Here is a 19094-nt window from a genome sequence, read left to right as displayed (position 1 = left end):
TTTTATGAAAACCAGTGTACTTATGAGTCTAGCAGACAGGATTTACGGAGCCAGTAACTGACGGCCGGTACGGCGATCAAGACAGCGCTCGGTGTTCGGTTCCCAGTACGCATTGATGTTCTGGCTGGCTTCACACTTGTCACGCAGATCAATTGAATTATCGTATTTGGAGAAATCTTTCTCGTTACGCTGGTTTTTCATGGCCCGCAGGCGCTGAGTTTCATTCCATTGCTCTTTGCTCTGACGTGCTTCTTCGTTGGTCATGGCATCATTGCCGGTTCCGCCAAAGACACAGGTTCCCCCCGCACAGTTGGTGGCCGCGAGCGCAGGCGCCTGCCAGCCGGCGGTCATGACCAGCAAAGCCACCGGCAGTACACTGCGGGTCAGTCGGGTTATAAACGTTGTATTCATTAGCTCATCCTTTTATATATACATATCGCTCAGGCGAATCCCTAAATTATAACATCCGGCTGGATGACGTCACCTTTTGCCTGTAAACTGGTTGATATCCTATTGAACTACGGACTGTAAACCTGGCCCTGTTATGCTCAAAACATCTTTACTGTTCTTTGCGACTGCGCTGGCAGAAATTATTGGCTGCTTTTTACCTTATCTCTGGCTGAGGAAAGGGGGAAGTATGCTGCTGTTATTGCCTGCGGCGGTCAGTCTGGCAGCCTTTGTCTGGCTGCTGACACTGCATCCTGCGGCCAGCGGCAGGGTGTATGCAGCTTACGGCGGTGTTTATGTCATGACCGCCATGCTGTGGTTGCGCTTTGTCGATGGCATGAAGCTCAGCACCACCGACTGGCTGGGCGCTTTGGTCGCCCTGGCGGGGATGCTGATCATTATTTCAGGCTGGAAACCATCCTGAAGCGTTAATGCGACAATCTTTCCATCAGCACAATCACTTTCTGAATCACAATCTGTGCCGCACGGGATAACTGGCGGCGTGGCGCAACACACAGCGCCAGTGTCAGCGGTTTGGCACTGCGACCCTGCAGCGGCACAAACGCCAGCCGCTTTTCCTGTAAATCCGGCAATACGTCTAACAAACTCAGTACGCCGACACCGGCCCCTTTACGGATAAGTTCGCGCATCATGCGCACGTCATTGCAGACGATCGACGGCGTTTCCAGTAGCTGATAACGGTTATACAGCAATCTGGCGCGGGCATTCACCATCAGCGGCTCAGAGGGAATGATCTGCCGGTAAGCGGCAATATCACTGAACGACAAGGATTCCTGCTGCGACAGTTTGTGCCCGACCGGCATCGCGATGCCGATGGGTAATTCCGCAAAAGCGCGCACTTCCAGCCCGGTATGCTCGACGGGGTCAAGCAACAGTCCAAAATCCACTTCCGCTGAACTGACCTGTTCACTGATATTCCGGCTGTCTTCGATGCGGATATCAAAAGTCAGATAAGGGTGCTCTGCACCCACATCGGCAATCAGCTCCGCCACCATGCCTTCACTGAGTGCGGCAATCATGGATATGGTGACATGCCCACGCCGCAGCCCCTGGATTTCATCAAAACGTTCGCGTGTGCGGGAAAACTCTTTCCGCCAGCGGCGGATGTCATCAAATAAAATTTCGCCTGCTGACGTCAGTTTCAGGCCCGTGGGTAAGCGCTCGAACAGCGGAGTTTCCAGCGTTTGTTCAGCCTGCAGGATTTGCCGGTTGATAGCCGATGCTGAGACGTGCAGCACTTCTGCCGCTTTGCGCAAACTTCCTGTTCGGGCGACTTCGGTAAAATATTGCGAAAAACGGGAGAATGGGGACATGGGTGTACTAATTTATGCAGTGAATAAGTGAGATAACTATTATGGACTGCATCACTCATTTTTCCTAGATTGTGCGATGCCCCTTTGTAAAACAATCACCTCAGGTTGTTTTACAGGCAAAGCGGGCAATGACAGGGTTCGTCAAAACACGTTTAAGCTCGCGTGCCTTATTCCACGGGATAATTGTGGGACGAATTGTGGCGTTCGTTCTGCTGTCGCGCGTGCGTGTTTTGAAAAACAACACTAATAACAAGCGTGCATTTTTGATCACCAGACTGAAAGTGATCACGCGACCAAGAGATTCTTTCTCATGTTAGAAAAACTATTTAAGTTAAAAGCTCACCGTACTAACGTGCGGACTGAGATTGTGGCCGGACTGACGACATTTTTAGCAATGGCCTATATTCTGTTTGTTAACCCGTCTATTTTGGGCGCGACGGGGATGGATAAAGGCTCGGTTTTCGTGGCAACTTGTCTTGCTGCCGCAATCGGTTCCGCACTGATGGGCTTTATTGCCAACTACCCGATCGCACTGGCACCGGGCATGGGGTTAAACGCCTTTTTCACCTACACCGTGGTTCTGCATATGGGTTACACCTGGCAGATCGCGCTGGGTGCTGTTTTCCTTTCAGCCTGTATTTTCTTCGCATTATCGATTTTTAAAATCCGCGAATGGATTATCCGCAGTATTCCGCTGCCTCTGCGCTCGGCCATTGCGGCGGGTATCGGTCTATTCCTCGCGCTGATTGCGCTGGAAAACGCCGGTATCGTGATCGCTAACCCGGCAACACTGGTGGGTCTGGGCGATCTGACCAAGCCGGGTCCGTTGTTTGCGATGCTGGGCTTCATTCTGATTGTGGTGCTGGAAGCCCGTAAAATCACCGGCGCGGTGTTGATCGGCGTGCTGGCCGTGACCGTTCTGGCCATTGTGCTCGGCTACTCACCGTTCGGTGGCGTAATGTCGATGCCTCCTTCGATTGCGCCAACCTTCATGCAACTGGACATCAAAGGCGCGTTTAACGTTTCTCTGATAAGCGTGGTGTTTGCCTTCCTGTTCGTGGATGTGTTCGACAACTCCGGCACCCTGATTGGCGTGACCAAACGTGCCGGTCTGGCCGACGAAGATGGCAACATCCCTAAAATGGGCCGTGCACTGGTGGCGGACAGCGCGGCTGCATTGTTCGGTTCACTGCTCGGAACTTCAACGACCACCAGTTACATCGAATCAGCGGCAGGCGTAAGCGCAGGCGGCCGTACCGGTCTGACGGCGATTGTTGTCGCAATCCTGTTCCTGCTGAGCCTGTTCTTCGCTCCGCTGGCAGGTAGCGTTCCGGCCTTTGCAACGGCTCCGGCTCTGCTGTTCATCGCGGTGCTGATGACGTCCGGCCTGGCTGAAATTGACTGGAAAGACATCACCGTGGCAGCGCCGGTCACCGTGACTGCGCTGACCATGCCGTTCACGTATTCCATCGCCAACGGTATCGCGTTTGGCTTCATCACCTGGACGCTGGCAAAACTGCTGACCGGCCGTGCACGTGAACTGAACGCAGCGCTTATCGTCTTGTCGATTCTGTTCGTGATTAAACTGGGCTGGCTGAGCGCGTAATCGTTACGTCAGTCATCAGCATAAAAGGGGCGCGGGCAGTATAGCCGCGCCTTTTTTGCAGGCACTGATAACGTGCAGATAATAAAAAAAGCAGCCGGAGCTGCTTTTTTGTCAATCAGCAAGCAATATCACTCTTCGCGATGTACCTGTAAACCCGCGAGAGACTGGCTGACCGGCATCATTTCGATGCTGTTGATGTTGACGTGCGCCGGCAGGGTGGATGCCCAGAATACGGATTCGGCCACATCGGCTGCGGTCAGCGGATTCGTATTGTCGTAGGTTTTACTGACTTTCTCATCGTCACCTTTAAAGCGTACGTTGGAGAATTCAGTCCCGCCGCACAGACCCGGTTCGATGTTAGTGACGCGAACATGAGTGCCGTGCAGGTCGGTGCGCAGGTTCAGACTGAACTGACGGACAAACGCTTTGGTTGCGCCATACACATTGCCACCCGCATAAGGCCAGTTGCCTGCGGTTGAACCAATATTAATCACATGACCGGTGTTGCGTTCCACCATGCCCGGCAGCACGGCGCGGGTCATGTACACCAAGCCTTTGGTGTTGGTGTCGATCATTTTGTCCCAGTCTTCCAGCGAGGCTTTATCCGCTTTTTCCAGACCGAGAGCCAGACCGGCGTTGTTAACCAGAACATCAATGTTACGCCAGTCAGCAGGCAGGCTGGCGATAGCCTCTTCAATAGAAGCACGGTTAGTCACGTCCAGTTCAACCGCGTACAACGCATCTCCCAGTTCGGCTTTCAGGTCATCCAGACGCTCTTTACGGCGGCCGGTGGCAATCACTTTATGACCTTCTTTAACAAACTTACGTGCGATTTCAGCACCAAATCCGGCAGTTGCGCCGGTAACAAAAATAATCATCCCGGTATTCCTCTGTTTTAAAGCAAGGTGTGCACGAGGCCCACTAAAGAAACTCTTTAAGTATTAACACAAAAATAACGAGACCGGCAGAGTTAACCGGTCTCAGTGCGTATCATTTTATTGCAGTTACTTCTTCAGATAGGGCGCGATCAGCGATAAATCCGCCGCAGACAAGCGATCCGGTGCGGTCTGCGCCTGATGCCAGTAAGGATACAACAAAGGCAACTGGCTGACTTTATTAAGTCTTTCAATTTCTTCGTTATTGAGGGTTAAACCGGCGGCGAGCAGGTTATCCTGTAACTGTACGTCGTTGCGCGCGCCGACAATGACCGATGTTACCTGCGGACGGGCAATCAGCCACGCCAGCGCAATTTGCGCCGCAGAAACGCCACGTGCTTCGGCGATATCTACCAGCACATCGACTATGTCATACAGAGCACTTTCGTCACGCACCGGCGGTTCACCCCAGTCGGCCAGATGGCGTGTACCTTCGGGTGCTGCCTGATTACGGCGATATTTACCGGAAAGCAGGCCGCCTGCCAGCGGACTCCAGACCAGTACGCCCAGTCCCTGATCCTGCGCGGCGGGCAGCAACTCATATTCAGCTTCACGTGCCTGCAGGGTGTAATGGATTTGCTGACTGACCGGACGGATGAAGTGATTAGCGTCCGCTACACCCAGCGTTTTCATCACGTGCCAGGCAGAGAAATTGGAGACACCGACATAACGCACTTTGCCGCTGCTGACCAGATCATCGAGCGCCCGCAGCGTTTCTTCCAGCGGTGTCAGGCCGTCCCATTCATGCAACTGGTACAGATCAAGGTAATCTGTATTCAGCCGCTTCAGGCTGGCTTCACAGGCGCGCAGAATATGATGACGTGACGAACCCCGGTCGTTCGGGCCTTCGCCCATCGGGAAGCGGGCTTTACTGGCAACCAGTACGTCGTGACGTTTACTGCCCAGCGCTTTACCGAGAATAACTTCCGATTCACCGCCTGAATAGACATCGGCGGTATCGAACAGGTTAACCCCTGCATCAAGACATAATCCTATCTGGCGCTTTGCGGCCTCAACGTCAGTTTGCCCGGTTTTGGCAAATTTGCCCTGACCACCAAATGTCATGGTGCCGAGACTGAGTACTGAAACTTTCAGGCCAGACCGGCCTAACAGACGGTATTCCATCATTTATCTCCCTCGAGAGTCATTTTTACCTCAAATCTTCCACCAGCCGTTCACCCGTTTGCGCGTCAAACAGATGGATCGCCTCGCAGTTAGCATCCAGATACAGCGGCTGACCGGCACTGACGCGGGCGCGTCCGGCGAACTGAACGTGCAGCGGGAAACCGTTCCAGTCGATGTGCAGCAGGCTGCTTTCTCCGGTCACTTCCAGCAATCGTAATGTGGCGGCGGGTTGAGCGTTGTGCGCTACCGGTTTTAAATCATGCGGACGCACACCGAGCGTGACAGGTTCTCCCTCAGAATGCCGCGCCTGCAATGCCCACTTCTCCGGTAGTGCGAACCACAACTGATTACAGTTCACACCGGGCTGACCGTCAACATGGCAGAAGACACCGCTGAGCAGGTTCATGGGCGGTGAGCCGATAAACCGCGCCACAAAGGTGTTTACCGGTTTGTCGTAAATCGACAGAGGGTCGCCTTGTTGCACGATAAAACCGTCTTTCATTACCACGATATTATCGGCCAGTGTCATGGCTTCAACCTGATCATGCGTCACGTAAACGGTAGTGGTGCGGAACTGCTGATGCAAAGACTTGATTTCGGCGCGCAGTTCCATGCGCAACTGTGCGTCGAGGTTGGACAGGGGTTCGTCAAACAAAAACACTTTTGGATTACGCACCAGCGCGCGACCCATTGCCACACGCTGACGCTGCCCGCCGGACAAATCTTTCGGCAGCCGTTTCAGTAAGTGATCAATACCCAGCACTTTTGCGGCCTGTTGTACTTTGGCCTGCTGCTCGGCTTTAGGCACTTTCTTCACCTGCATGTGGAACGCCATATTCTCGGCCACGGTCAGATGCGGATACAGCGCGTAACTCTGAAATACCATCGCGATATCGCGATCGGCGGGGTCGAAATTGTTGATCTGCTTTTTATCGAGCAGAATATCGCCATCAGAGAGGGATTCCAGACCGGCCAGCAGGCGCAGTAAAGTAGATTTTCCGCAGCCCGAGGGGCCGACCAGCACGGTGAAACTGCCATCAGGGATGGTCAGATCCAGCGGTTTCAGCACCTGTACTTTGCCATAATGTTTGGCGACTTTTACCAGTTCTACCAGAGCCATTTAGATTTTCTCCACAAGGCCAAAAAGCGATTGCCAGTCAGGATAACGGCGCGGGGAACTGCTGATGGCACAACCGGCAACGCGAACTCCCCATTGCAGCGCCGTGGCAGGCGGCAGGCCATAAATCAGCGCGGATAAAAATCCGGCATTAAAACTGTCTCCGGCACCAATGGTATCGACCACCCCGACCGGTTCAGCATGCTGATGTAGCGTCAGGCTGTTTGCCCACAAACGTGCGCCATCCGGTCCGCATTTCGCCACGCAAAAAGCGTTGTCCGCCATCTGTTCCAGTAACGTCAGCGCGGCGACATCCAGCGTGACGGCATCCGCCAGCCCGAGGGTTTCCACTTCATTGAGCAACAGTGCATCGCAGAACGGCAGCCATTTTGCTGCCTGTTCGCGCAATGCATCGCTCCAGTCTTCCGGCGGCCAGCCACTGTCGACGGCCACCTGGTAACCACGCTGTTTCAGTTGTGCCAGCAGTTGCGGATAGTCAGCATACAGCGCGGTACACAGCCAGGTACCGCACAGTAATACCCAGTCTCCGTCCTGAGCCGTTTCAGGGATTTGCCCCAGAACGTCCTGCATGGACAGGCGCACAATATGCCCCTGATTACTGAAGAATGTTCTTTCGTGATCAGGATGCGTCACGCCAAAGGTCAGTGAGGTTTCGCAGTCACAGGTTGGCCAGCGCGATGCGCTTTCCGGAAACATACCCGCCAGCCAGCCGCTGAACTGGTCATTGCCCTGATTCGCCACCAGCCGGAAAGGAGAACCGAGCGCAGAGAGCGCCAGCGCGCAGTTTCCCGCTGAACCGCCCGGGCGCAATGAACTGCTTTCGAGCATCGCCTCCGTGCCTTTTTTCGGCCATTCATGCAGCGTACTCATGATCAAATCGACGTTAATATTGCCCGTGACATACAGCGTGGCGCGGGTCTGAGGTTTGGTTGTCATTAATGAGAATTCCCTGGTGTTCATATTCAGCCTTTGCTGCCGCCGGCGGTTAACCCGCTGACCATGGTTTTTTGCAGCCAGAGCGCAATAAAGAGCGGCGGAATGGCCGCAAGGATCCCGACTGCGGCAATCAGACCGTCGTCGGTGGCGCGCCCGGCGGTGAATCCGGCGATGGTCACCGGTAACGTCTGGGCATCGATATTATTGGTAAACAGCAGGGCGTAGAAAAATTCATCCCAGGCCAGCAGCCAGCCAAACATGGCCGAGGCACCCAGCGCCGGTTTAGCCAGGGGCAGCGTAATGCGCAGCAACACCTGCCAGTAACGCAACCCGTCAAGGCGCGATGCCTGTTCGATATCCACCGGCAGCGCGTCAAACTGATTTTTCAACATCCAGGTAAGGAACGGCAGGATCATTGAGCAATACACCAGAATCAGCCCGACATGGGTGTTCAGCAGTGTCAGCTGTTGCAGGATGAAATACAGCGGCAACACAAATGCTACCGGCGGCACCATGTAGATCGCCAGGCTGCCAAACAGCCAGCCGTCGCGCCCAGGATAACGGGAGAAACTGTACGCCGCCGGTATCGCCAGTAACAACGACACCAGCGTGGCGCCACAGGCGACCAGCACACTGTTGCCGAGCGCATGCAGGAACAGTACGCCGGGCGTCCCGGCCTGTAAGGTCAGCAGACGGCTATAACGGCTGAAATCCCAGTGACGGGGCAACCATTCCAGCGGAATACGGGTCAGATCTTCCGCTGAGCTGACGCTCATCAGGAACATCCACAGCAGCGGGGCAAGGATCGAGACGGCCAGAACCAGCGCCGCGAAGTAGCGTAAAACGAGCCGGATTTTCTGTTTCATTCACTGCTCCCTGAACGGCGCTGGCGCACTAACATCACCATGTAAATCATGATCAGCAGGGCGCAGATCAGCGTCATCAGAATGGCGTACGCGGCACCGCTGCCGGCACGCAAATAGCTGAAGGATTCCTGATAAACAAAGAAGCTGACGGTTTTGGTACTGTCGAGCGGTCCGCCACGGGTCATGACATAAATGATATCGAAGATTTTAAAGGCATCGATGGTACGCAGCACAAGCGCCACCGCCAGAGGGGCGGCAATCGCCGGCAGGGTGATTTTCCGAAAACGACGGAAAGCCGATGCGCCGTCGAGCCGGGCGGCTTCGAATAAATCTTCCGGGATGGTTTGTAATGCCGCCAGCACCAGCAGAGTGATCAGCGGGTAGTTTTTCCAGATGTCTGCAAACATCACGGCATTGATCGCCGAAGCCGGGTCTCCGAGCCAGCTGCGATAGGCATCAATCAGCCCGAGCTGAGAAAGCAGGGCGTTGATGCTGCCATAATCCGGGTTAAAGTTCAGCCGCCACATAGTGGCGTTGACGATAGTCGGTAATGCCCACGGTAAAATCACCAGCACGCGCAGGGCGCTGCGTCCCCAAAAGGGCTGGTTCAGTAACAGGGCCACCAGCACGCCGATGATGCCTTCAATAACCACCGAGACAACAGTGAAGTAGAGCGTCCGCCAGAGTGCGGCGCGAAAATCCGGATCCGTCAGTGCATAGATGAAATTCTCGCTGCCGACCCAGTTGGGGGCAGAACCATCGCCGATTAATCCGGCATCCGTAAAGCTGAGCCAGAATGTACGGGCGAGCGGCCAGGCGGTCAGTAAGAACATCATCAGCAGCATAGGGGCAAGCAGCAGCCAGGCCTGACGTTTCTCGCGTTGGGGTAAAGTCAGCATTCGGTTTTCCCACGCCCGCCGGGACGAAACCCGGCGGGCTTAATCATAGTGTTGGCGAAAAACTTACCGTAAACGATCGGCGGCTTTGGTTGCGGCTTCCATACCGTCCTGTGCCGGGGTTTTACCCTGCAATACCGCCTGAATATTTTGCTGCAATATATTGGATAAACGGGAGTAATCGGCGGTGACCGGGCGTGACAGCATGACATTAAGCGAGGTTTTCGCCGCTGCAATCAGCTGCTCCTGATCTTTCTGCACCGCCGGATCTTCATAAGAGGATTTCCAGATCGGCAGGCTGAGTTTGGCGTATTTGTTCTGTACCGGTTGCGACGTCATATAACTGATGTATTCCCACGCCTGATCCGGATGTGCGCTGGCTTTGGCAATGCCCAGTCCCATCGACCCGTTAACGCCGGATGCGCCGCCCGCGGTTTCTCCCGGCGCCGGAATGACGCCCACGTCACCCGCGACTTTGCTTTGTTTCGGGTCATTGGCCATGTTGTACATGTAGGTCCAGTTCAGGGCGAAAGCCGCATCGCCGTTGGAGAACGATTTACGCACATCTTCTTCCAGATACTCGCGTGAATTCGGGTTAGTCAGCCCTTTATCCAGCGTCTCTTTCATGTAATTGATGGCCTTCATTGCGCCGGAATTGGTGAAGTTCAGCTTGCCGTCTTTGTAGAAATCCCCTTTGAATGCAGACACCAGCGTGGTGTAGTCGCACAGCAGTGCCTCGGATTGTGACCAGCTCCAGACCAGCGGGTATTTCACGATGCCTTTTTCTTTGAGAATTTCAGATTGTTTTTCAACGTCAGCCCAGGTAGCCGGCGGGGTGGTGATCCCGGCTTTGGCCAGCATAGCTTTGTTGTAATACAGATATTTGGTGTCGAGGATCCACGGCATACCCCAGCGTTTGTCTTTGTAGGTCACGGTGGAAATTGCACCGTCAAAGATCTTGTTACTTTCTTCAGCCGGAATGCGCGCCGAGACATCCTGCAACAGGCCGTATTTGTTAAATTCAGCCGGCCAGATCGCATCGAACAGCACCACGTCATAGCCTTTATCACCGGCACCGCGTGCGGCAACGATTTTATCGTGCAGCGCTTCGTACGGCACAAATTCCAGATTCACTTTGATATCCGGATGCTGCTTTGTGAAATCAGCGGTCATTGCGCGGATATCCGCTTCACTGTAGGCCGCCTGGGTCATAAACAGGGCACTGAGCGTGGTTTCCGCCAGCGCGCTGACGGAATATCCCAGGGTGAGGGCAGAGAGGGCGCACAGGGTGGCCGCAGGGGTAAATCGTAAGCTCATCGTCATTCTCCAAAACAGGGTGAAGTTTATTAAATCAATTTGATTGCTTTAATCGGCTAAAAAAAATGGGAAGGCATAACTCTGCCAGTCCCTGCGTCCCTGCCGGATTTACCCTTCATACTTCGGGCTGCTGATGCGTTGGCTGCGCTCCATCACCCGAATCACTGACTTATGTCAGTTCATCGGGATTCACTCGCTTGCCGCCTTCCTGCAACCCGAATTATCTTGGGTATAAAACGTGTGCTACACGGATGATTCAAATCTCAATAGTGACTGGAGATTATTATTAACATACCAATAACATTCAAAGCTGTGATGCCACCGTCATATTCATCTTCTGTAATTTATAAAATCAATTTGATTGCTGTATTCACTGGCCACATACTGCCCGCAAGGTCTTCACCGTGGAGAGGGATGTGATAACAACTTCTGGCACCAATCTTGAGCACGCCCGTGCTCACAATCGTCGGGTAGTGATCGAAGCCATTCGCCTTAACGGTGAACTGACCCGGGCTGAAATCGCCCGGCTGACGTCGCTCACTCCCCAAACCGTCTCCAACATTGCCACCGAGCTCGAACAGGCGGGAATTCTCTCTTCCCACCTGCCGCGCCGCGCGGGAGGGCGTGGTCAGCCAGCAACGCCACTGACACTCAATCCTGACAGCGCCTATTCAATAGGCATCCATCTTGATCATCAGTCGCTGCTGACTGTGCTGGTGGATCTGACCGGAACCGTTCGTTTTCGCAAACTGATCCATGTGCAGAAACCGCAGCCAGAGCCCACGCTGGCTCTTATCGATCAGGTGCTGCAAGAAATGCGCCAACAGGTGAAAATTGACTGGCGAAAAATGTTAGGAATGGGCGTGGTGATGCCGGGTCCGTTTGGTGTGGAAGGGATTTCCTCACAAGGGCCGACCACGCTGCATGGCTGGGATGATGTTGATATTGAAGCGCGTTTAAGTGCCGCGACCGGCTGGCCGGTAACGCTGGAAAACGATGCGACAGTGGCCGCAATCGGCGAGCGTTTTCACGGTATTGCCAAGCAATTATCGTCGTTTGTGTATCTCTATATTGGTACCGGACTGGGTGCAGGCATTTTCACCGACGGGCGGATTTACACCGGTCATGCACACAATGCGGGCGAAGTCGGCCACATTGTGGTGCAACCGGGCGGTCGCGAATGCTATTGCGGTAACAAAGGGTGTCTGGAGCGCTATGTTTCGTTACAGGCGGCCTACGAAGCCTGTGGCCTGGATCCGATGACCGCCATGCCAGAAGACCTGCTGAACGTCGGTGAGAAGGTGTTTGATAAATGGCTGGATACCGCCATCGAACCCGCGTTGCAGGCCATCAATATTATGGAATGTGTTTTTGACGCGCAGAGCGTCATTATCGGCGGAACCATGCCGAAACCGCTGGTAGAAAAGCTGATTAAGCGCCTGACACCGCTGTATAATTCAGTGCGCAGCCGCTATGCGCAAAGTGCGCGCATTCGTCTCGGCATGTCCGGCAGTGACACACCCGCGCTGGGTGCCGCGGCGCTGCCGATATTTGACGAATTCAATCCGCAATATGAAGTGCTTTTGAAGTAACGATATTCAGGTACCTTGACTGGGTTTCTGACCATCTGGTCTGACTCATTAATCTGACCAGATGGTCAGATTTGGCATGAGATTTGCAAAAGTTCTGTTATCAATTGTGAACGAGAACGTTGCAGATAAGGTAAATGCCATGAGTCAGATCATCACCCGCGCCGTACGCGGAAATTTCTTCGATATTCGTGAGCCGGTATTACAACCGGAAGAGTGTGAAGCGCAGGTGCGTTATATCGAAGACGGCCTGATGTTGCTCAGCGGCGGCACCATCGTCTGGCTGGGAAGCTGGCAGGAAGGTGAAGGCAAGCTGGCGCTGGCACGCAAAACTGCCGTTCTGGACATTGATGACTATCGCGATAAGCTGATCGTCCCGGGCTTTATCGACACCCATATTCACTATCCGCAAACTGAAATGATCGGCGCGTACGGCGAACAGTTGCTTGAATGGCTGACACGCTACACCTTTCCGACCGAACAACAATATCACTGTGCGGATTACGCCAGGCGCATGTCAAAATTCTTCATCAGCCAGTTGTTGCTTAACGGCACCACCACCGCACTGGTGTTCGGCACCGTCCATCCGCAATCCGTCGACGCCTTGTTTAAAGAAGCGTCCGACATCAATATGCGGCTGGTGGCCGGCAAAGTGATGATGGATAAAAATGCGCCCGCCGGCCTGCTGGAAACCCCTGAAGAAAGTGAACGGGATACGCGTGGACTGATTGCGCGCTGGCATAACCGCCAGCGCCTGAGCTATGCCCTTACACCGCGTTTTGCACCAACGTCTTCACCGGAACTGCTGCAAAGAGTGCGGCTGTTGAAGCAGGAATTCCCCGATGTGTATATGCATACCCATCTGAGCGAAAACGTCGCCGAACTGTCATGGGTGAAAGAAATGCATCCTGATCATCAGCATTATCTTGACGTTTACCACCAGTACGGGCTGACCGGCGAACGTTGCGTGTTTGCGCACTGTCTGCATCTGGATGACAGCGAATGGGATTGCCTGCACGATACAGATTCAACCATTGCTTTTTGCCCGACGTCTAATCTGTTTCTGGGCAGTGGTCTGTTTAACTTACAGAAATCCTGGCAGAAACAAATCCGCGTCGGCATGGGTACGGACGTCGGTGCGGGTACCACATTCAATATGCTGGAAACACTGTCGGAAGCTTACAAAGTCGGACAGCTTCAGCGCTACCGTTTGTCTGCATTCGAAGCCTTCTATCACGCCACCCTCGGCGGGGCACGGGCACTGCATCTCGACGATAAAATTGGCAACTTTAATACCGGTAAAGAAGCGGATTTTGTGGTGCTCGAACCGGGTGTCAGTGCGTTGCAAAAATTACGTGCCGCCAACAGTGAAACGCTGGCTGAAAAGTTGTTTGTGCTGATGACGCTGGGAGATGACCGCAATGTGTATTGCACCTACGTTGACGGCGAACCGGTTTATGTACGGGATGCTCAGCAGGAGGTACTTTCAGCATGATGAACAGTGATACCGGCGGCAAAGTCCGTCTCGCACGTGAGCGTACGCTGGAGAATATCCATGCGGCGGCCATTGCAGAATTCAGCGAAAAAGGTTTTCAGGGTGCCACCACGCAGGCGATCGCGCAGCGTGCGGGGATCAAAAAAGCCCAGTTGCACTATTACATCGCAGGCAAAGAGGAACTTTACGAAGAACTCTTGCAGAAAGTGCTGAAAGCCTGGGGCGACATTATTCAGTTCGACCCGTCACTCAGCGAGCCGGAAGCCGTGCTAAGCCGCTATATCCGCAATAAGCTGAATTTCTCGTTTGACCAGCCTGAACTGTCGCGCATTTTTACCAGTGAAGTGCTTGGCGGTGGTCATTATTTACATAAATACTGGCCTCAGGCTTCGCAGAATATTCTTGGCAAAGAGAACCTGATCCATCAGTGGATTGTGCAGGGAAAAATCCGCGCACTGGATGCCCGTCTGTTCATCATGCATATCTGGGCGCTGACGCAGTATTACGCCGACTTTGCCGTGCAGGTGAAGCATATGTACGGTGATTTCCAGGGTGATATACAGGCGCGTGAGCACATTATTGATGAGGTTACGACGCTGATACTGAACGGCTGTAAGAAAGGAGACTGCGCATGATCCAATTTCTGATGAACGGCAGGATCCACACGGAAAATCTGCCAGCCGACACGACAGTATTACACTATCTGCGGCGTGACGCGGGGCGTTGTGGAACCAAAGAAGGTTGTGCCTCCGGGGACTGCGGTGCCTGTACGGTGGTGCTGGCAGAAAAGCAGGACGATCAGTTGGTCTACCGCACGGTTAACGCCTGCCTGACATTTATGCCTGCGCTGCATGGCAAGCAACTGATCACCGTGGAAGATCTCAGACATCATGGCGCGCTGCATCATGTGCAACAGGCGATGGTTGATAATCACGCCTCGCAATGCGGTTTCTGCACACCGGGTTTCGTGATGTCGCTTTTTGCGATGGAGAAAAACAAACCTGCTTTTACGGTTGAGGGGGTGCAGGAAACGCTTTCCGGCAATCTTTGCCGCTGCACCGGTTACCGGCCCATCATGGCGGCGGCAAAGGCAATCTGCGAATCGCCTCAGCCCGATCAGTTTGATGCTGATGCCCGGCAAACGCTGGATAAACTCGCGGCGATTTCGGCGACTGAACAGCCGGTAAGTATTGATGAACTGGCCGAACGTTATCTTGCCCAACCGGATTCCCGTCTGGTGGCGGGCGGTACCGATCTGGCGCTGGAAGTGACTCAGCGTTATCAGCAGATACCGAAGCTGATTTCGCTCGCGCATATCCCTGAGCTCAAAGCGATTACGCTGACCGGTCAGGCTATTCATATTGGCGCGGCGGCACCGCTCAGTGAATGCCAACGGGTTTTACAGCGTGAATACCCGCAATTTGGCGAACTGCTTGAGCGGTTTGCCTCGCAACAAATTCGGAATCAGGGCACGTTTGGCGGCAATATTGCCAATGCATCGCCCATCGGTGACGGCGGCCCGGTATTGCTGGCGTTGGGGGCGACATTGCTGCTGCGTCGTGGCACTGAACGGCGGGAATTACCCCTCGACCAGTTCTTCCTCGGTTACCGTAAAACGGCGTTGCAGCCAGGCGAATTTATCGAACAAATCCGCATTCCCCGCAACACGCAGGTGGCAGGCCAGTTACGGGTTTATAAAGTGTCGAAACGGCTGGAAGACGATATTTCTGCGGTCTGCGCGGCGTTGCATATTGACGTGCAAAACGGCGTAGTGGTGCATGCCCGTGTGGCGTTCGGTGGCATGGCGGAAGTGGCGAAACGGGCCAGTGGCTGTGAAGCGCAGTTACTCGGACAGCCGTGGCAGACGGCAACCATCGAGCGGGCCTGCCAGGCGCTGGAACGGGATTTCACACCAATCAGTGATTTCCGTGCCAGCCGCGAATACCGCATGCAGGTGGCGAAAAATCTGCTGCGCCGCTGCCATATTGAAATGACTTCTCCTGAAACACTGATGCGGGTAACTCATTATGTCTGAATCCAAACCATCACTTTCTCAGGTTGAGATGGAAATGTTGTTCCGCACCGGGTTGCAGAGCGGGGTGGGCAAAAGTCAGAAACACGAAAGCGCGGATAAACACGTCAGCGGTGAAGCCGTTTATGTTGATGACCGGCTGGAGTTCCCCAATCAGTTGCATCTGGTACCGCTCCTCAGCCCGCATGCGCACGCCAGTATTTTACATATCGATACCGAACCTTGTTACACCGTACCGGGCGTGGTGCGGGTCATGACTGCCGCAGATGTGCCCGGTAACCTTGATATTGCGCCCCTGACCCATGGCGATCCGCTGATGGCGCAGGGCTGCGTGGAGTATGTCGGCCAGATCGTGCTGGTCGTCGCCGCAACTTCTGCCCAGGCCGCCCGTGCTGCTGTAGCGCTGGCAAAAGTGGAGTATCAGCAGCGTGAGGCCATACTGACGGTGAAGCAGGCGCTGGCACAGGCACATTACGTAGAAGAACCTCACCAACATAAACGTGGCGATGCGGAAATGGCGCTGGCCTGTGCGCCGCACCGTTTACAGGGCGAGCTGGAAATTGGCGGTCAGGAGCATTTTTATCTCGAAACGCAGATCGCCTCAGTGATGCCCGGCGAAGACGGCGCGATGCTGGTATACAGCTCGACGCAACACCCGACTGAAGTGCAAAAACTGGTGGCCTCAGTGCTGGATTTACCGATGCATAAAGTCGTGGTCGATATGCGGCGCATGGGGGGCGGTTTTGGAGGTAAAGAGACACAGGCAGCGGGCGCGGCCTGCCTTGCCGCTCTGGCGGCGCATCTTACCGGACGTCCGGCAAAAATGCGGTTGTCACGTCAGGACGATATGTTGATCACCGGCAAGCGTCATCCTTTTCATGTCAGCTATGACGTGGGTTTTACTGATGACGGGGTTATTCACGGTATCGACATTAAACTGGCGGCCAACTGCGGGTATTCGCTGGATCTCTCCGGTTCGATTGTCGATCGCGCCATGTTTCATTCTGATAACGCGTATTACCTTGGCGACGCGCTGATCACCGGTTATCGCTGCAGAACCCATATGGCGTCAAACACGGCCTATCGCGGATTTGGCGGTCCGCAGGGCATTGTGGCGATTGAGCATATCGTCGATCACATCGCCCGTGAACTGGGGATGGATCCGCTGACGGTGCGTAAAAATAATTACTACGGTCAGGAAAACCGCAACATCACGCATTATCACCAGCCTGTCGGGCAAAACCTGCTGCAGGAGATGACACAACAGCTGGAAGACAGTGCGGAATACACAGCAAGACGTGACGCTGTCACTAAATTTAACCGCAGCAATCCTTATCTGAAAAAAGGCCTGGCGCTGACGCCGGTGAAATTCGGTATTTCATTTACTGCCAGTTTTCTCAATCAGGCGGGCGCACTGGTGCTGGTGTATACCGACGGCAGTATTCAGCTCAACCACGGCGGCACCGAAATGGGACAAGGGCTGAACACTAAGGTCGCGCAGGTAGTTGCTGAGGTATTTCAGGTGGATATCAGCCGTATTCAGATCACCGCGACCGATACCGGCAAGGTGCCTAATACCTCACCGACTGCGGCTTCATCCGGCGCTGATCTCAACGGTAAGGCCGCGCAAAACGCGGCGGAAATCATTAAAGGGCGCATGGTGGAGATGCTGATGCGTGTCCATGATGTGCAGGACACTGACATTATCTTCAGCAACGGTCAGGTGCGGGTTAAAAATCAGTATTTCAGCTTTGAGCAGGTCGCGACACAGTGCTGGCTGAATCAGGTGCCGCTGTCGGCTACCGGTTATTACAAAACACCGAAGATATTCTACGATCGCAGCAAAGCCGCCGGACATCCGTTCTACTACTTTTCCTACGGCGCGGCCTGCGCGGAAGTGCTGGTCGATACCTTAACCGGTGAATATAAACTGTTGCGGGCTGATATTCTGCATGATGTGGGCGACTCGCTGAACCCGGCAATTGATATCGGTCAGGTGGAAGGGGGATTTGTGCAGGGTATGGGCTGGCTGACCACGGAAGAACTGGTGTGGAACGACAAAGGGCGCTTAATGACCAGTGGTCCGGCGGCATACAAAATTCCGGCGATTGGCGACATTCCGCAGGATCTGCGCGTGAAACTGGTAGAGAACCGCAAGAATCCCGAAGATACCGTTTTCCATTCCAAAGCGGTGGGCGAACCGCCGTTTATGCTTGGGATCTCCGTCTGGTGTGCGATTAAAGATGCGGTCGCCAGCCTGGCTGATTACCGTGTGCATCCCCAGCTTGATGCCCCTGCCACGCCGGAGAGAGTGCTTAACGCGGTGAATCACTTGCATTTTAACGGTGACGTTGTCACAGATATCGCTACCACCACCCTAAAAGTTGCCGGCTGAAGGAGGTTCTTATGCGTACTGATGACTGGGTAACCTGTTTACATGATCTGCAAAGTCGCGGGGAGCCGTGTGTGGTGGCGACCCTGGTAGAGAATCAGGGCTCCACGCCGCGTGATGCCGGAAGTAAAATGCTGATCACCGCCAGCCGGCAATTTTATACGCTGGGGGGTGGTAACCTTGAGTTTCAGGTCACGGCCATTGCCCGTGAAATGCTGCAACAGGGCGCCAGTACCAGTCGCTTTGAGCGATTTTCATTAGGAGCACGTCTCGGACAATGCTGCGGAGGTATGGCTTCTGTGTTACTCGAACCGCTCGGGCAACGGCAACCGCATGTGGTGGTTTACGGTGCAGGCCACGTCGGGCGCGCACTGGTGAATATCCTCAGCACGTTACCTTGCCGTATTACCTGGGTGGATGCGCGCGCCAGTGAGTTTCCGCCACAGGTGGACCCGCAAATTACCTGCATCGTGGACGACGAACCGCAGGGTACGGTGGCGCAGATGCCCGCTGACAGTTATTTTCTGGTGCTCACGCACGATCACCAACTGGATTTCGCCCTGAGCGAACGCATTCTGAAACGGGGGGATTTTCGCTATTTCGGGCTGATTGGTTCACAGACCAAGCGTAAACGCTTTGATTACCGCTTAACCGGTAAAGGGATTTCTGACCAACAACTGTCGAGAATGCGTTGCCCGGTGGGGTTGCCTGATGTACGCGGCAAACTCCCGGCCGAAATTGCCGTGGCGATTGCCGGAGAGTTTATCGCGGCATATAGCGCACATTGTCAGGCTGGCAAATGAGTGGGTGAAGTTTCCGTCTCTGCCGGACCAGACACCAGAAAAGCGAGATCCGGGGATTGTGTTTCAGAACTACGCATTGCGGCTATCTGTTCATGCCTGTCATTGTTATTTAATTGCCTTGATTATAATGACAAAAAAAATCATTAATTGGCAGCCAGATGAAGAACCCCCTTTCATATTTCA

At 54.2% G+C, this 19094-nt stretch carries 17 protein-coding genes; 8 read left to right on the top strand and 9 right to left on the bottom strand.

Annotated elements, in window-relative coordinates; genetic code table 11:
• Positions 1-42 precede the first annotated feature (42 nt).
• Positions 43-411: a DUF1283 family protein gene (locus J1785_RS20650; RefSeq protein WP_129951305.1), complete on the bottom strand. Its 369-nt coding sequence runs from the start codon at positions 409-411 to the stop codon at positions 43-45.
• Between the two features lie 133 nt (positions 412-544).
• On the opposite strand from J1785_RS20650, the gene J1785_RS20645 reads away from it, so the two are divergent.
• On the top strand, positions 545-871 hold the full coding sequence (locus J1785_RS20645) for a YnfA family protein (protein WP_129951304.1): 327 nt from the start codon (positions 545-547) through the stop codon (positions 869-871).
• A gap of 4 nt (positions 872-875) precedes the next feature.
• Here the strand turns inward: J1785_RS20645 and J1785_RS20640 are convergent, their stop codons facing one another.
• Positions 876-1781: a LysR family transcriptional regulator gene (locus J1785_RS20640; protein ID WP_129951303.1), complete on the bottom strand. Its 906-nt coding sequence runs from the start codon at positions 1779-1781 to the stop codon at positions 876-878.
• A gap of 310 nt (positions 1782-2091) precedes the next feature.
• Between J1785_RS20640 and J1785_RS20635 the strand changes: the two genes are divergently transcribed.
• Entirely contained in the window at positions 2092-3387 is a 1296-nt protein-coding gene (locus tag J1785_RS20635; protein ID WP_129951302.1) for an NCS2 family permease, read from the top strand.
• Positions 3388-3515: 128 nt separating this feature from the next.
• Here J1785_RS20635 and ydfG read toward each other — a convergent pair whose 3' ends face one another.
• From ydfG to J1785_RS20600, 7 genes are all read right to left on the bottom strand, one after another.
• A complete protein-coding gene (gene ydfG / locus J1785_RS20630; RefSeq protein WP_129951301.1) occupies positions 3516-4265 on the bottom strand; it encodes a bifunctional NADP-dependent 3-hydroxy acid dehydrogenase/3-hydroxypropionate dehydrogenase YdfG in 750 nt (249 codons plus the stop codon).
• Positions 4266-4391: 126 nt separating this feature from the next.
• Positions 4392-5447, bottom strand: a complete 1056-nt coding sequence (locus tag J1785_RS20625) for an aldo/keto reductase (protein ID WP_217220479.1) — start codon at positions 5445-5447, stop codon at positions 4392-4394.
• Positions 5448-5472: 25 nt separating this feature from the next.
• Positions 5473-6567, bottom strand: a complete 1095-nt coding sequence (locus tag J1785_RS20620; protein WP_129951300.1) for an ABC transporter ATP-binding protein — start codon at positions 6565-6567, stop codon at positions 5473-5475.
• Positions 6568-7521, bottom strand: a complete 954-nt coding sequence (locus J1785_RS20615; RefSeq protein ID WP_217138650.1) for a carbohydrate kinase family protein — start codon at positions 7519-7521, stop codon at positions 6568-6570. It abuts the gene before it with no gap.
• A gap of 26 nt (positions 7522-7547) precedes the next feature.
• Entirely contained in the window at positions 7548-8387 is an 840-nt protein-coding gene (locus tag J1785_RS20610) for a carbohydrate ABC transporter permease (protein WP_129951298.1), read from the bottom strand.
• On the bottom strand, positions 8384-9286 hold the full coding sequence (locus J1785_RS20605) for a carbohydrate ABC transporter permease (RefSeq protein ID WP_129951297.1): 903 nt from the start codon (positions 9284-9286) through the stop codon (positions 8384-8386). The genes J1785_RS20610 and J1785_RS20605 overlap by 4 nt, the downstream gene beginning before the upstream one ends.
• A 63-nt stretch (positions 9287-9349) precedes the next feature.
• Complete coding sequence (locus J1785_RS20600; RefSeq protein ID WP_217138649.1) at positions 9350-10600, bottom strand: extracellular solute-binding protein; 1251 nt, start codon at positions 10598-10600, stop codon at positions 9350-9352.
• A gap of 419 nt (positions 10601-11019) precedes the next feature.
• Here J1785_RS20600 and J1785_RS20595 point away from each other — a divergent pair, with 419 nt between their 5' ends.
• From J1785_RS20595 to xdhC, 6 genes are all read left to right on the top strand, one after another.
• On the top strand, positions 11020-12192 hold the full coding sequence (locus J1785_RS20595) for an ROK family transcriptional regulator (RefSeq protein WP_205951560.1): 1173 nt from the start codon (positions 11020-11022) through the stop codon (positions 12190-12192).
• Between the two features lie 139 nt (positions 12193-12331).
• Positions 12332-13684 carry a guanine deaminase gene (gene guaD / locus J1785_RS20590; protein WP_129951294.1) on the top strand — a complete coding sequence of 451 codons (1353 nt, stop codon included), beginning with the start codon at positions 12332-12334 and terminating at the stop codon, positions 13682-13684.
• Positions 13681-14319 (top strand): TetR family transcriptional regulator C-terminal domain-containing protein, encoded by a 639-nt coding sequence (locus tag J1785_RS20585; RefSeq protein ID WP_129951293.1) that lies wholly within the window; start codon positions 13681-13683, stop codon positions 14317-14319. The genes guaD and J1785_RS20585 overlap by 4 nt, the downstream gene beginning before the upstream one ends.
• Positions 14316-15719 (top strand): xanthine dehydrogenase small subunit, encoded by a 1404-nt coding sequence (xdhA, locus tag J1785_RS20580; RefSeq protein WP_217220466.1) that lies wholly within the window; start codon positions 14316-14318, stop codon positions 15717-15719. Before J1785_RS20585 ends, xdhA begins: the two co-directional genes overlap by 4 nt.
• Positions 15712-18111 (top strand): xanthine dehydrogenase molybdopterin binding subunit, encoded by a 2400-nt coding sequence (gene xdhB / locus J1785_RS20575; RefSeq protein WP_217220465.1) that lies wholly within the window; start codon positions 15712-15714, stop codon positions 18109-18111. Before xdhA ends, xdhB begins: the two co-directional genes overlap by 8 nt.
• Positions 18112-18122: 11 nt before the next feature.
• Positions 18123-18911, top strand: a complete 789-nt coding sequence (gene xdhC / locus J1785_RS20570; protein WP_129951290.1) for a xanthine dehydrogenase accessory protein XdhC — start codon at positions 18123-18125, stop codon at positions 18909-18911.
• Positions 18912-19094: the final 183 nt, after the last annotated feature.

This window comes from Rahnella perminowiae, assembly GCF_019049755.1.
Lineage (GTDB): Bacteria > Pseudomonadota > Gammaproteobacteria > Enterobacterales > Enterobacteriaceae > Rahnella > Rahnella perminowiae.
This window is presented reverse-complemented; position numbering and strand designations above follow the sequence as displayed.

Coding starts and splice junctions, on each gene's coding strand:
- xdhB (WP_217220465.1), top strand. CDS start 15,712: ATGTCTGAATCCAAACCATCACTTTCTCAGGTTGAGATGGAAATGTTG.
- xdhC (WP_129951290.1), top strand. CDS start 18,123: ATGCGTACTGATGACTGGGTAACCTGTTTACATGATCTGCAAAGTCGC.
- J1785_RS20620 (WP_129951300.1), bottom strand. CDS start 6,567: ATGGCTCTGGTAGAACTGGTAAAAGTCGCCAAACATTATGGCAAAGTA.
- J1785_RS20615 (WP_217138650.1), bottom strand. CDS start 7,521: ATGACAACCAAACCTCAGACCCGCGCCACGCTGTATGTCACGGGCAAT.
- xdhA (WP_217220466.1), top strand. CDS start 14,316: ATGATCCAATTTCTGATGAACGGCAGGATCCACACGGAAAATCTGCCA.
- J1785_RS20610 (WP_129951298.1), bottom strand. CDS start 8,387: ATGAAACAGAAAATCCGGCTCGTTTTACGCTACTTCGCGGCGCTGGTT.
- J1785_RS20645 (WP_129951304.1), top strand. CDS start 545: ATGCTCAAAACATCTTTACTGTTCTTTGCGACTGCGCTGGCAGAAATT.
- J1785_RS20640 (WP_129951303.1), bottom strand. CDS start 1,781: ATGTCCCCATTCTCCCGTTTTTCGCAATATTTTACCGAAGTCGCCCGA.
- J1785_RS20585 (WP_129951293.1), top strand. CDS start 13,681: ATGATGAACAGTGATACCGGCGGCAAAGTCCGTCTCGCACGTGAGCGT.
- J1785_RS20605 (WP_129951297.1), bottom strand. CDS start 9,286: ATGCTGACTTTACCCCAACGCGAGAAACGTCAGGCCTGGCTGCTGCTT.
- ydfG (WP_129951301.1), bottom strand. CDS start 4,265: ATGATTATTTTTGTTACCGGCGCAACTGCCGGATTTGGTGCTGAAATC.
- J1785_RS20635 (WP_129951302.1), top strand. CDS start 2,092: ATGTTAGAAAAACTATTTAAGTTAAAAGCTCACCGTACTAACGTGCGG.
- guaD (WP_129951294.1), top strand. CDS start 12,332: ATGAGTCAGATCATCACCCGCGCCGTACGCGGAAATTTCTTCGATATT.
- J1785_RS20600 (WP_217138649.1), bottom strand. CDS start 10,600: ATGAGCTTACGATTTACCCCTGCGGCCACCCTGTGCGCCCTCTCTGCC.
- J1785_RS20625 (WP_217220479.1), bottom strand. CDS start 5,447: ATGGAATACCGTCTGTTAGGCCGGTCTGGCCTGAAAGTTTCAGTACTC.
- J1785_RS20650 (WP_129951305.1), bottom strand. CDS start 411: ATGAATACAACGTTTATAACCCGACTGACCCGCAGTGTACTGCCGGTG.